The sequence below is a fragment of the Calothrix sp. UHCC 0171 genome (assembly GCF_034931845.1).
Taxonomy (GTDB): Bacteria; Cyanobacteriota; Cyanobacteriia; order Cyanobacteriales; family Nostocaceae; genus Brunnivagina.
The window spans coordinates 1-13,188 of record NZ_JAYGHN010000049.1 but is presented as its reverse complement, the minus strand read 5'-3'; the positions used below and the strand labels follow the sequence as shown (position 1 = coordinate 13,188).

The 13,188-nt window shown below is 42.6% G+C and carries 15 protein-coding genes and 1 pseudogene; 5 read left to right on the top strand and 11 right to left on the bottom strand.

The features are described from left to right. Window positions 1-70: 70 nt before the first annotated feature. From VB733_RS24185 to VB733_RS24140, 10 genes are all read right to left on the bottom strand, one after another. The gene (locus VB733_RS24185; protein ID WP_323342606.1) at window positions 71-196 is read right to left on the bottom strand and encodes a hypothetical protein; all 126 of its coding nucleotides are present in this window, start codon (window positions 194-196) and stop codon (window positions 71-73) included. A 38-nt stretch (window positions 197-234) separates the two neighbouring features. Then, window positions 235-2,658 (bottom strand): hypothetical protein, encoded by a 2,424-nt coding sequence (locus VB733_RS24180; protein ID WP_323342605.1) that lies wholly within the window; start codon window positions 2,656-2,658, stop codon window positions 235-237. After that, window positions 2,624-3,325 carry a hypothetical protein gene (locus VB733_RS24175; protein WP_323342604.1) on the bottom strand — a complete coding sequence of 234 codons (702 nt, stop codon included), beginning with the start codon at window positions 3,323-3,325 and terminating at the stop codon, window positions 2,624-2,626. Before VB733_RS24175 ends, VB733_RS24180 begins: the two co-directional genes overlap by 35 nt. A gap of 227 nt (window positions 3,326-3,552) precedes the next feature. Continuing rightward, complete coding sequence (locus VB733_RS24170) at window positions 3,553-3,990, bottom strand: hypothetical protein (protein ID WP_323342603.1); 438 nt, start codon at window positions 3,988-3,990, stop codon at window positions 3,553-3,555. Window positions 3,991-3,995: 5 nt separating this feature from the next. Further along, window positions 3,996-4,286, bottom strand: coding sequence for a hypothetical protein (locus VB733_RS24165; RefSeq protein WP_323342602.1), 291 nt, complete (start codon window positions 4,284-4,286; stop codon window positions 3,996-3,998). Between the two features lie 215 nt (window positions 4,287-4,501). After that, window positions 4,502-4,771: a hypothetical protein gene (locus tag VB733_RS24160; protein WP_323342601.1), complete on the bottom strand. Its 270-nt coding sequence runs from the start codon at window positions 4,769-4,771 to the stop codon at window positions 4,502-4,504. After that, entirely contained in the window at window positions 4,771-5,019 is a 249-nt protein-coding gene (locus VB733_RS24155; RefSeq protein WP_323342600.1) for a hypothetical protein, read from the bottom strand. Before VB733_RS24155 ends, VB733_RS24160 begins: the two co-directional genes overlap by 1 nt. 214 nt (window positions 5,020-5,233) lie before the next feature. Continuing rightward, window positions 5,234-5,386 carry a hypothetical protein gene (locus VB733_RS24150; RefSeq protein WP_323342599.1) on the bottom strand — a complete coding sequence of 51 codons (153 nt, stop codon included), beginning with the start codon at window positions 5,384-5,386 and terminating at the stop codon, window positions 5,234-5,236. Window positions 5,387-5,388: 2 nt separating this feature from the next. Then, window positions 5,389-5,838, bottom strand: a complete 450-nt coding sequence (locus VB733_RS24145) for a hypothetical protein (protein ID WP_323342598.1) — start codon at window positions 5,836-5,838, stop codon at window positions 5,389-5,391. Between the two features lie 26 nt (window positions 5,839-5,864). After that, entirely contained in the window at window positions 5,865-6,812 is a 948-nt protein-coding gene (locus VB733_RS24140) for a ParM/StbA family protein (RefSeq protein ID WP_323342597.1), read from the bottom strand. 412 nt (window positions 6,813-7,224) lie between these two features. On the opposite strand from VB733_RS24140, the gene VB733_RS24135 reads away from it, so the two are divergent. From VB733_RS24135 to VB733_RS24115, 5 genes are all read left to right on the top strand, one after another. Next, entirely contained in the window at window positions 7,225-7,413 is a 189-nt protein-coding gene (locus VB733_RS24135) for a ribbon-helix-helix domain-containing protein (RefSeq protein ID WP_323342596.1), read from the top strand. Window positions 7,414-7,419: 6 nt separating this feature from the next. After that, complete coding sequence (locus VB733_RS24130; protein ID WP_096613851.1) at window positions 7,420-7,590, top strand: ribbon-helix-helix domain-containing protein; 171 nt, start codon at window positions 7,420-7,422, stop codon at window positions 7,588-7,590. 47 nt (window positions 7,591-7,637) lie between these two features. After that, the gene (locus tag VB733_RS24125; RefSeq protein WP_323342595.1) at window positions 7,638-7,802 is read left to right on the top strand and encodes a hypothetical protein; all 165 of its coding nucleotides are present in this window, start codon (window positions 7,638-7,640) and stop codon (window positions 7,800-7,802) included. 1,110 nt (window positions 7,803-8,912) lie between these two features. Further along, on the top strand, window positions 8,913-9,170 hold the full coding sequence (locus tag VB733_RS24120) for a hypothetical protein (RefSeq protein WP_323342594.1): 258 nt from the start codon (window positions 8,913-8,915) through the stop codon (window positions 9,168-9,170). Window positions 9,171-9,341: 171 nt separating this feature from the next. Next, on the top strand, window positions 9,342-12,302 hold the full coding sequence (locus tag VB733_RS24115) for a DUF3854 domain-containing protein (protein WP_323342593.1): 2,961 nt from the start codon (window positions 9,342-9,344) through the stop codon (window positions 12,300-12,302). Window positions 12,303-12,527: 225 nt separating this feature from the next. On the opposite strand, the pseudogene VB733_RS24110 reads toward VB733_RS24115, so the two are convergent. After that, window positions 12,528-13,188 (bottom strand): annotated as a pseudogene (locus VB733_RS24110) (relaxase/mobilization nuclease); the annotation flags it as partial.

Genomic DNA, 13,188 nt, shown 5'->3' with positions numbered 1-13,188 from the left:
TGATTTCTAGTTATAAACGAAGTGTCAATTGTTTCTCGAATATTGGATATGTTTGTTTAAAACATTGATATTATCCGGTGGAGTAATTGTTATTTTGAAGCTTTATCGGATGTGATTTATATTCATGAACGCGGCGTTCCCGTTCCCAGGTTCCCACCGTTCCCAATACTGGGAACACTTGGGATTGCGTGGTCATACCTCACCATCTAACCTTGGGAACGCTCGGAACGGTCATTATTTTTTATTAGGTAAAAGGTAGCCTTCTTTTTCATTACCCTTCAATTTTTGCTCTATAACTAATTTAGATAGTGCCGCCCTTAATGTTCCCCTACCAGGATTCTTTAATCCCCAATCTCGCTCCCAAGATTTATGCTTTCGGATTGCTTCAAACGACACTGGGAACGCAGAAGCTTTTGCAACTAGTTCCAGAATGAGACTCAAAAATGCCTCATCAATTTCTGACTCACAGTCTACTTCTGGCACTGATAATTTCCAGAGATTCTCTAAGGATTCAACTGTTGCACTGCGGTCAACTTTAATTGTTTCGCATATATCTTCCCCAGATGATGAATTATCAAAATTAGGGTTATTATCTACCAATTCTGGGAAGAAAGTAAGCAATGTTCTCGCAGGGTCAGGTTGACCATTAACAGGATGCCTTTCTGTTTTCATCCAATCAGGTAAAACCCCAATTTCGCCACCTTTAACAGCCTTATCAAAACTATCTGGGTCAGCTAAGAAATAACGCCCTGTAGCCACAGAAATTCTCTTCAATGCTGACACCTGAATGCTGGTTGATTCGCAGCCAATAAACGATACTCCCGATTTAAAAGTATCTGCCATACCATTGGTATTTTTACCAACCCAAGTTGATAAATGCTTGCCGTGCAATACAACAAAAATTTGAGCGCCTTTTTTACTAGCACGGGTAAGTAAATATTTGACCATCCATTCTTTTTGGTCATCGGTTAAATAACCAGATAAGGCAACTGCCTCATCAATCACCAAAATTACATCGTCGTATTCTCCCTGAGTCGCGTTATCCATCTTTTTGAGATACTTAAATAATGCTTGTGCAACCTTTGCATCAGCATCAGAACCATCTAAATTATGCCAATTCAAACGACACAATAACTTGTCACATTTGAAGGGGTAAATATCATCCCCAGCCGTGAAATAGTGGATTTTGGTTTGGGGATTAAGTGCGAAGCTGAGAATAGCCAGGATAGCCATTAGGGTTCCCTTTCCCCCGCGTTGATTGCCTGCGATCGCAGAAATTTGGTCTTGGATGCATTTGGCGATATCAAAACCATCCTCAGTCAAGGCTTTGATAATTGCCTCTGCTCTGGCTGTGAGTGGCAGTTTTAATAACTCGTCCCGGTTTGGTGTTGTTGGCTGTGGGGACTTTTGTAAATCATGAATATTACCTGGGGAGAAATCATTGATTTTTCTTGATGATGAATCCTTAATATCGCTCAAGGATGAATCATTGGTTTTTGTCGATGCTAAATCCTGAATATTTCCTGGGGATGAATCATTGATTTTTCCTGATGATGAATCGTTAATATTCCCCAAAGACGAATCATTGATGTTTCTTGATGATGAATCATTAATATTCCCCAAAGACGAATCATTAATTTTACCCGGTGGTAAATCGATAATCCGTCCTGGTGGTAGGTCAATAATGCGGGGTTGTTGCTGTTGGGATTGGTATTGAATCAGGGCATTTACTTGCTCAAAGTCTGTGCGGGGGTCAACTGTGACAATTTCTAAATGCTGTTTTAATGTATTTGCACTGGGCAAGCTTCCCCGATACTGCTCAAAACAATCTAATAGCCAACGGTAAGCGTAGAATTTCTTCCCCAAATCAACAATACTCAAATAATCGGTCAATTCCTGCTTAAATTCCCTTAACATGGCATATTCGGTTCGCTCCATCCGTTCCATGTGGGAAAGCAAATCTAATAAGTCATCCTGGTTGGTAAACCATTCTTCTCGTGCTTCCGAGTCACCCATTGCACTGAGAAATTCCCAGAAACTACCACGAACAAAAGGAACGGGGGCAAATTTATGGGTGGCATTGTTGTCTTTGGCAACCGTCCAAATATAGGAACCAAAGCCAATCAATGCGGCAATCGGTGCGATGGGACTGGTAGCGTAACAAACTGCTCCGACTGCACCACCAGCTAAAGTTATCAATTTGGCTAAATTCATGCTTGCCCGTCCTTCGGTTGCACGGCTGAGTAATTGGTCTTGCCGTTCCTGTAACCATGCGGCAACGTTACCAGCTTCCAAATGTTCAATGCTGGGATAATTTTCTCGTAACCGTGCGGTTTCTGGTGTTGTTAATTGGGGTACTGGAAGTTTAATAGGTGTTACGCCGCTTTGATTGTCACTTTCACCATCCCCAGTGGCAGGTTTTGGTGAGAAGTGGGGATTGGAGTCTGGTTGATGATTGATAAAGTCCATATTGTCACCCTCATAACACTCGTGGGCATTTTGATTCAGTCTCGTTGCTGGGATTTGTGATGGTAAAAAAATGCGAACCGACAGCTCGGCACTGCGCGATCGCATGGAGTCTCCGCATAATTGCGATCGCACACCGCAAAACCAAAAACTAGATTTACCGTTTACTGTGTTTCCACAAATTCCAGCCAATTTCCCCTGCCATCATGGTGGCAAAGTTATAAACTATACATCCGACAACTTGACCGGGGTCTGTGAAACCAAAGGGATTACGGCTGTAGAAGGTGGTTACAAAATCCAGCGTCCAAATCAGTAGGGCAATTAAGCCACCTGAATGCCGTTCCCGCATCCCCGCCCGTTTGTAATCACTCCAAAGTGCTTTGGTTAGGTCAATTGAGCCGGAGGGCTTGGCGGGAAGGGAATATTGTTTAGACTCGTCAAATTCTGTCTTGGCAATGTGAGGTTTTTTACCTCTGAGGGTTTTCGCCTCGGCTTGCTGAATGCACCAAGAAACTACGATAGAGAGCCAGAATAGAGGATTAAACCACACGGTTAACCAGCCAAACCAACCTATCCAACCCCGTTCAAACCAAGGGAACATCGGTGTTCCTTGAAACAGGGTTTGCCAAATTCCATCGGCAGAAAGGATAACACCACCAGCAAACATCAACATTCCGAGAATTTTCGCTCCTGATGTGCCAGGTTGTACGAATTGAGACATTACTGCTCCAGCGAACTGGAAGGGGATAGAAATAATGTCTACGACCCATTGAGCAATGATTTCGATGTATTCGCTTACCCCCTTTTTCTGTTCCTCTTTCTTGCTTTGGGATGCGTCTTTTTCTCCTAATGCTGACATTTTTTACCTCCTGAGTAGGTTACTTATTGGAGATATTGTTTTAAAATTCCTACCAAACTTATGAATTGTTGGAGGCATTTTTACCTCCTTACTGAATAGGCGATTAGGTGAGTTGTTGGGGATATTGTTTTACTTATTTACTGAGTAGATTCTCAATTGCAGATATGATTTATACTCTTACTTCGCCAGTGAATCATCGCGGGATTTTGATTTCTTTTTTGATTTATTTACTGAGCAGGTGAATTATCGCAGGCATTTTTATACCAGTGCTTCCAATACCATTGGCGGCTTTCTATCCGTCCAATACAAATTCCCGCAGAATCGTAAACAAAAACGGTTTCATCCTCTAGATAGCCCGTGATATCAGGATTGGGGTTGCGTTTGGGATTGTCGAAGTAGCGGCGAATTTTAAGTTTTTGGTGGGTGGGTAATATTCCTGTGCGCTGCAAGGTGTCTGCGGTTTCTTTGCGTTGCTGGATGCGTTCTCGTTCAATTTGTTCGCTGGTTCTAGTTTTGGAAAAAGCGATCGCAGCGTCCACTTCCATTTCTGAATTTTTGTTAAATGCCTGGTATTGGGCAGGTAATTTCAGAAATAGGGGGGACGCAGTTAGAAATAAGCTAAACAGTCCCAAACTGGCTTGTAGTTGGTATTTGTTGCGTCCCATTATTCTTACTTGCTGTGTTTAACTTGGTTGACTAAAGCTTCGATTAAACCCAAGCGATCGCTTTGTTGAAGTTCTGAGTTTGAACGTTCGACAGCTTCTTCTACTCCTTCCGTTAAATCTTCAATTTCTAATGCTTCCTCAAACTCCGCGCATAATTCTTCGGCGAGTTTGTAAATCATCCAAAGTCGGTCTATGTTGTTCAATTCCTGTAATTGTGCGCCCCAAGCTGACTGCATTTCATCAAGCAATCCTTCGTCACCTGGGGTGTAGTTGGTGTAATAGCCTATTGGTTTCATTGGTAAAATCCTTTGTGTACTTCTATCGTGAAAGCGGCGGTAGATGCATCTCTTTATTGGGTATCAATGAGGCAATGTCTACTCTTCGAGAGGCTGAGTCGCAAGCGACACGCTACGTGAACATCAATGACAAGCTGCGGGAGCATCTACGCTTTCTTATTTGGCGGTAGGGGCGTTAGCGTTCCCGCAGGGTAGCTGACCGCAGGTATCGCTCTCTAAAACAAACTTTGTTGAATTGCGCCGTTCGTTACTGTTGCGCGGTGTTGGCGGTACAGTCCTGGGACTTCATAGACTTTACGCAATAATTTATCTTTGTTCAGTCGCAGATCAGCCCGTTTCTTTTGGTTTGGTAGTGGACGGAAAATATACTGTGTGTGTTTGATACTGTCGGTTGGGTACAAATATCTGTACAATGTCTCGTCAATTTGGTAGGTTTTGCTTTGAGTTAAAAGTGTCGGACAGTTGACTAGTGCTAGTTCTGCCATTATTCACCCTCCCTATCAATGGCGTTAACTCCCCATTCGATTGCGCTTAAAGCATCACCAAGGGTCATTTCTCCCGTTGAGAGGGCTGACTGGCAGAGATACTGCCAAGTGGTAGGGTAATTTGAGGCAAACTTGTTTAGTGCAACGTAGATATCATCAAGCTTCCGTAATAGTTCGCTGCCAGTAACGCCATCTTTTTCTAATGCAGCATTCAGTTCGTCAAATTTGCTCAATACTTGAAAAGTCATGGTTGTGTTCTACATTTGGTAGGGTTAATTATTGAATTGATTTGTCATGGTTCTGGGTTTAATCTTGTTTCGAGAAATTTTGTTCGGAGATTATCAGAATTTTGGATTTAGTCTTGTGAGGAAGAAATTTTGGTCAGAAATTGTCGAGAATTTAGATATTTAGATTTAGTGGTGTTTCGCGAAACTTTGGTCGAGAATTACCAGGAATTTGGGTTTAATCTTGTTTGAGCGCTTTGACCAGTTTTTCACCATAATTTACAAGCAGGATTGCGAACAATTGACTGCAATTGGTAATTCCTGTTTTGTCGAGAATGCTTTCTGCTAATGGCAAATGTTTATCATCTAAAACAACACGTTTTTGATTCATGATTACCTTTTCAAGCTACTTAGTAATTCAGCCCCTTTTCTTTGATTTGTAGATTCTTCAGGCTTTGATACTGATATTTTTTGAGGTTGTGGTGTGGGTAAATTCTCTATTGATTTCAATCCCGCTAAATATTCGCTCACTATCAGATTTATTGCGGCACTAGTTGATATTCCTCGCTCTGTCCCATAATCTTTTACCCAACACTGATGGCGCTTATCTAATTTCAACCTAATTGATGAGACTGGTTTTGATATGTGTGATTGAGAAATGGTTGATTTAGAAATGGCTGATTTAGAAGTGGTTGATTGAGACATACCTGATAATTTTAATTCCCATCCAAATCTGCGAGCATCAAGTATCAACATCACCACGTCTCTGGGGGAAGAGTATTCGAGAGCCGCTTGTACAAGGGCAATCTTTGCGGCTACTTGCTGGCTGAGTCGTATTTCCATTACGCCCCGTGAATATCGGTTATTGGTTAATTGCCTTCCATTACGGACGCTAATAGGGCTTGAATGTTGGTCAGTTGGGGATTTTCAGGAATAAAGTATCCTGTTCCAGTAGCGCGATCGCGCAATAAATTCGCATTCCCACCGACGAACATGATGTTTACCACGTCGGCTAAATATTCCCTTGCATCCACGGTAATTGAGTCCACAAGGCGGTTAAACCAGTCATTTAACAGGTCATCAAAGATGGGGGAAAAGTCGTATCTGTTGCCATAAATCAGGGAGCCATCTGTCACTGCGTCCATGACTTTGCAGGTTTTGAAGGCTATGTTGTCTCGCCGTGCGTGGGACTGCATCAAATCGCTGTTGATGATGTCGTTGGCAAGGGATACCCCACCGACATCGGGAATTGACCGTCGATGGACTGCCATGCCTTCTGGAGTCATAACGACGTAGTTTGTAGTTCCTCCACCAATATCGATGATTAAGCAGTCACCAGCGTCGTCTAGCCAGCCGTTACGGTAGGCATACACCCCGGCAACGTCGGATTCTAGGTAAAACCGGATATCGGTGACGTGGTGCTTGTAGGTTGTGCCGTTGACGGTGATTTCGTGAACGGAGCCAATCAACGCTTTTTTGATAGTGTCTTCACAAAAGCGATCGCGTGTTGGAATTAAGTATCTAACAATGCCTTCAAAATCCTGATGCAATCCAGCAAATAGGAACGGTTTGACAATTTCTGGGCTATGTTTACCCCGTTCGACGGCGGTTTGGGAGTTTTTCTGTTTGGTGGCATATTCTCCTAGAATCAAGCGCTTGTGGTTAATTTCCACTGTGGGGGATGTGTCGGTATTTAGAGTCATAACGCTTTTATGGGTGATGTCGGCACTGACTGAGCGCATGATTTGGGGTGGTTGTCCTAACAGTGCGGTGACTGTTGAGTAGTTGCCGATATCTGCACAAAATATATTGCTCATAATTCTTCGGGCGTTAGCCTTGCTTGTTTATGGGATGATTGCTGTTTGGAAGGTAGCTTTCTTTTCCTGGTTGGCAAGAACCGCAGACTGAAACCCTTGTCTCATAGTAAATAGAAGGGTTTGACTATGCCCCTAGTCCTTTGATTGCTATACCGCAGATATGCGTCACCAGTGCAGATGAGTGCTTGGTAGTGTTCAAAACTTTTTCTTTCTGTTTCTGCCAGCGCAAGTATTACATACAACCTTTGTGAGATTACACCATAACTTTTTACGCTGCCTTCTTGCCTTGTTTCGTCTACTTGGTGCTATATTAGATTGCAGTAGATGCCACTGTCAAGTACCTCAATCTAAACTTTTGGTATTTAATCTAATGTCGTAAGCTGGTAGCTAACCACTGACATTATTTGCGCTGATGGGGAAGTACAGACGACCTAGAGTGAATTTCGTTTTGGATGAGGACATTAGAGACGACTTGGCACTATGGGCTGTAGAGGAAGGACGCACTATGAGCAACCTTGTAGAGCGAATTGTCACAGCCGCAGTTCAAGAAAGACGAAGTAAATTACCACCATCTTCAAAAGAGGACAAACCGCCCAAATGATAAATTATGACAACCCAAAAAAAACGCATAAATTTATATTTTGCAGAAGAGGGGGACGATGTTTTATATGAAGCAGTCTCTTCCTTAGCGGCTAAAGAGAAGCGTTCTTTAAGCCAAATGGCAAAATTTTTGATTGCCGAAGGGATTGAGGCTAGAAAAAACAAGGAAAAAACTTAATGACTGATGCGGCACAATCTTTTCTCCAGCAAGGGCAAGGAGGATAAATGCCATCTAAAAACCCGCAGGTGTCAATCAGGTTAACTCCCGATGAATACAGTTATCTTCAGGGTTTAGCAGAGAGAAACTTTGTAACTTTGCCGCAGTTTGTCAAGATTTTGGTTAAACGGGCGATTGCAGAGGACAAGGAGAGACAAAACAAGCAAGCTTAAAAGGAGATATATTTACCAACATTTCTAATATAAATACGAGGTTGAACATGTAATCAACACAATGGCAAAAAACTTATTTGAGGACTTTTAGCCAACAGGAATAATTGCAAAATATGCAACAAATATAAATATTTTTGCTATCCGCGCAATTGTGTATACTACACCTTTTTTCATTGGCTCGGTTTAATCCGTTAATCCCTAGAACCCTGCGAAATTAACAAAAATTAACGATTGCCAGTTTCAACATTGGCATAAACGTAGGCGTTAAACTCCTCTTATTTTTATTGAAAAGTAAGAGCTAAGTTTCGTGTTGCAATTTTTATAAAGTCCGAATAGATAATTCAGTATCAACAATTACTTGATGCACTGAAATTAGAAAAAATATCATTTTTGTTGATCGATAAGTAGAAGATATGCTCTATCATTTGAAATTATACAAACCAGCGCGTTGCGGTTTCTAAGGATTTTCTTGTATTGCCGCCACCAAAGTAATGCATCGGTTTTATTTTGTGTACGCGCTTGTTTGGGCAAATACACGAGTAATAGCGCTTCTAAATTCCGCGCTCTCAAACTCGGAGTATTGAGTTAGAAGCACTCAACAATTAATTCGTTAAAAGCGAATTTTGCTTTTTTACATTTATTTACATTGACGTATGGAGGTGATTGTTACGGTTGCTCGAAGTCCATATTAAAAAATGCCGCTCTGTAGAGCGACATTATCGTTGGATTAAAGCATCCAAGATCTGTAATAATCTTATTTTTATCAATTGAATTAGGAGCGGAGCAGAGTTACTCTCCATTAACCTGACAGTGCGGTAAGTTTGGCGACTGAAAAACACTGAAAAGGCTATGAGTTGAGAGGCAACATCGTGCGCCGTAGTGGGTATGTAAACCCATTACGCATAATCTTAGCATTGTCGTTACCAAGTTTCTATCACTTTTGACATAGTTTCATATAAATTTTGGTGAGCTAGCCAAAACCTTGACTCTTTCTGAACTTTTAACGGTAGTCAAGCATCCGACAAAACAGCGATAGAACTAGGATTTCAGACAGGCTAAAAGCGCACACTCCCTCCAAAGTCCACCACACAATACCTTTGGAGAATAGCCATGTACGCCAAATCATCTAAATCTCATCATCAAAACGTTGTCGAAACCGTTTCCCAATATCCGGGAACCCAGTTTTTACATAGCTTTGACGAATTATCAATCACGAATTATTTTGACTGGGAATATGCCAAAAAACTCAAAGTCGGGGATAAAACCTTCCCGATATTGAACACGCAACTTGATGGCGTTCACCCTTGGCAACAACGCCCTTGTGCCAAGAACAGGCAGGAGCGATCGCTCTTGTCTGTTAACGTTTAGCACCATCAACCTCGCCCCAAGTGGGCATTACATCGAGTCGTAGAAAAATTAGAAGGCTGACAGAAGGTGGAACTTCCATCAGCCTCGCCCCAAGTGGGCATCAAATACTCCAATTTGACCTAATTCTACTACGGCTCTCTCAGAAAAACCACACATCCGAGAGAGACTTTCATGGAATCTTTAACAAATACTGCCTCTAACCAAGAAAACAAGGTAAATAATTCTCACTCCTCCGCAGTTATATCTCGCAGCGAAAAGTTGCGGTTAAATAGCAAGCATTACGAGCAATGCACCGTCAATAGAGGTTTATTGCCAGAATGGATTGAGATTAATTGCCGCAGCGTTGACATTTCATCGGCATCAGAATTACTAGGGTACACCGCAAAATCATCTGGTATCTGGCTCGAAGGTACAAACTATCAAGGACAGTTACGTCCTGATAAACCTTGGAGAAGCGACGATAATAAAAACGAAAAAGCCCCAAAATATCGCAGTCCTCGCGGCGAATATGATGTCATGCTGCCCATTCATCCAGAAATAGAAAATTATTGGGATGACTTAGAGGCATTAAAATTACAGTGCTACACCATTGACGGACATCCCTGCTTGGTGACAACAGAAGGATTTTTCAAAGCGATCGCCGGATGTTCCCACGACCTACCCACCATTGCCCTACTGGGGGTAGAAATGGGTTTAACACCAGCCAGTGCCGACCCCCAAGGTAAACGTTACCTTGTCCCTGGTCTAGAAAAATTTGCTCGTGCAGGTTTTGGTTTTATCCACGCATTTGACGCTGACTGTGCCACAAACTCAAACGTAGTCATGGCTCAAAGAAAGCTGGTGAGCCAAATTAAAAAATTTAAAGTACCGCAATATATCGTTACAGGGTTGTGGGAAGTTGATGAATCGTTTCAAAATAAAAATAAAGGTATGGACGATTACATCATGAATCATGGGGCGGATAATTTTAAACGAGAAATCCTGGCTAAAGCCGTGAATATTGAAAGGTGGGAGAAGTTATTCGAGTCTTCGGGTTCCTATGTTAACCAACAAAAAATAACTCCCAAAATTGCCATGCAAATACTAGCAGACCGTTATCGACACGAGTGGAAATATGATGCAGAACGGCAGCTATGGCGCAGGTGGAACGGAAAAATCTGGGAAGCAGAACAGGAGCTAATTTTCACCCAGGTGGTTTACCGCGCACTCGAAGAAATACCCAATATTGATTATGGTTACTTCTCCTTTATCGAAAATACAGTCAGGTTCCTTAAAAGCGAGCTAGTAGACAAGCATTGGCAAACCTTTAATCGTATGGATTGGATTGCTTTCAATGATTGTGTGTATGAGGTGAAAACAGGTAAAACTCACCCACATGCCCCTGGATTTGGGTTTATCTCCGTCCTTGAACATAATTTTCCCAAATTGGTCGCAATTGACCCCACAAGCAGCTTACTCGACCAATTACGAATTAACGCTCCCAACTTTTACGCCTGGGCTATGTATTCCCAAAAAGGCGACCCGCTAAAAGTTCTGAAATTACTAGCGATAGTTAACGGTGTGATCAAATTCCGGTTTTTTGACCTCCAGATGTTCGTCCACCTCCAAGGTGTTCCCGGTTCAGGTAAAGGGACTTACGCTCGACTTTTAGAAACGGTAGTTGGGAAGCCCAATCACACCAGCGCCAAACTTCACAAGCTGGGAGACGACAATGTGATTGCCGCAATCATTGACAAACAGCTAGTTATTTGTCCAGACGAGAAAAAACGCACATGTGATTTTTCCGGGTTGCTCAGTCTCACTGGCGGTGACAATATCCCCTATATAGCCAAATACAAACCACAAGCTAACGGCAAATTCTACGGCACAATCCTGGTAATCAGTAACTCAAACCCATTTGTTGGGGATGTTACGGGCATAGACCGTCGCCTCTCCCTGGTAACATTTGAGGAATGCTTGCCCATTAGGGATACAGATGTGGAGAACAAAATGCAAGCGGAAGTCCCAGAATTAACTGCGCTTGCTTTAAGAATGCCCGACCAACAGGTGACGAACTTGATCAAAGGGGAAGGGGATGCAGCAATTCCAGATTTTAAACGCCAACAGTGGTTACATAAGACTGAAAATGATTCGGTTGCGTTGTTCATGGAGGAAATGTTAATTCCTGCTAGTCCTGACAAATTTGTCATGTTGGGTGGTAAGGGGGACGATGCCAGGACTTTGTACGGTGCCTATATTCGGATGTGTGACGAAAATAATTCCAAGTCTCTGTTTACCAAAAACAATTTCCGAGGACATTTGCTCGAACTGTGCCGTGAGATGGGATGGCGTTCCGTGAGAGAAGCAAGGCAAGGTAACGGCTGGAGGATATATGGGGTGCAGTTAAGGGAGGTATCGGATACAAGTTCTCGGATTAGCGATCGCTTAGGGGAGTGTAGGGAGTGTAGGGAGTGTAAACCAGGTGTAGACCCAAATCCAGACCTGAAACCCTTGTTCAGCAAGGAAAGTGTAGGGTATGTAGATAATTTAACGCCTTACATATCATCCAAAGAGAATCAGATATCTCATCAACTACGACAAGAAAATAGTCGTGAGGAGAATCTTACATCTCCAATATCGCGTGAAGAAAATAGTCATGAGGGCGATATTCCATCTCCAATGTCGTGTGGAGAAAATAGTCGTCAGGAGAATCTTACATCTCCAATAGTCTACACTCCTACACATTCCAGTCAGGGAGAGGATTTGAGGTCTGCACAACCAGAAAAACAGGTCTACACTGCCTACACTGAGACGGACGCTGCTACCACCGAATTAAGCAATCATAGCCCGTCACTACTGCAAAAAATGCTCTTAGTGTGGGAGACACAAGCCGTGCTAGGTGAATTGGTGCTTTCATCTTCTGAGACGGAGTTGGAAGCCGCCATCGCTCAATGCACGCTATCGGAAATAGCCTATATAAAAGAGGCTGCTAATTCTGTATGGCGACCTGGCTTAAACCGGGATGCCGATTACATGGGCAAACGGGTTGAAATCATGCAAGCAGGACAGGGTAGAGAAATTACAGTAAAAACTCAAGCAGGTAGTTTACTAAAAGTGAAGCGCGGTAATCTGCGTCCCTGGCTTGGGTTATAAAAAATATCTCCTGAGATTTTATGATGTTTTACCTCAATTGCGTAAGCAACGCTCTTATTGCATAGAATGATTGCTCATGTCCCAGAAGACAGCAACTGGGAAAAATCGGGCGGCGAAGCGGAGGGGTGGCGCTGCCATGATTAAATGTTTTGCCTTATGAGAGATTTTTGGGGCAGTTCCACCCCCGCCCGATTTAGCGTAGCGGTTCTCAGTTGCGATCGCGAGCTAATATTCAATTCCTCGATTTTTGTCTTGCTTTTGAAGCTTGATGCGTTCTGTGAGTATCCGTTGCAAATCCAAAAATCTCTCCAAATCAGATTCGGTCAAACCAAATCCTTGAGGTGGCGAACTGTTGTCTACAGATAGCGCAGCAATCTTTTCCCCACTTTTGCGCGTTAGCGTTAAGATGTTTTCCTCCAATGTAATAGTGTAGTGATTACCCTCAATACGTTGAGGTTGTTTTTGCATCTGCCAAAATAGTTGGATGGTAGGAGCGATTTTGTTAGCGTATTCGCTTTGGATAAGGTTTATTTCTTGGGCAGCATTTGGTTGACTGTCTTTAACAAGTTGTTGGTCAGTTATTGGATTCGCAATGGCTTTATTATCCTTGCCTTGATGTTGGCTGTTTCCTCCGTCAACACTTAATTCGCTACCGAAAGACTTCTTATTATTTTTATCCTCGTTATTTTTCTCAAAATTATTAAATTCGTTATCAAAAGCCTGCTGCTGGCTACTTTCATCAAAGTTATTAAATTCGTCATCAAAAACCTGCTGCTGGCTACTTTCATCGAAGTTACTAAACCCATCATCTGCCTTTTTATGGAGAGCAGATAGTTTTACCAACAAACCTAATTGTGCTGCCCTCAATGCTGCCATATCCCTTTCT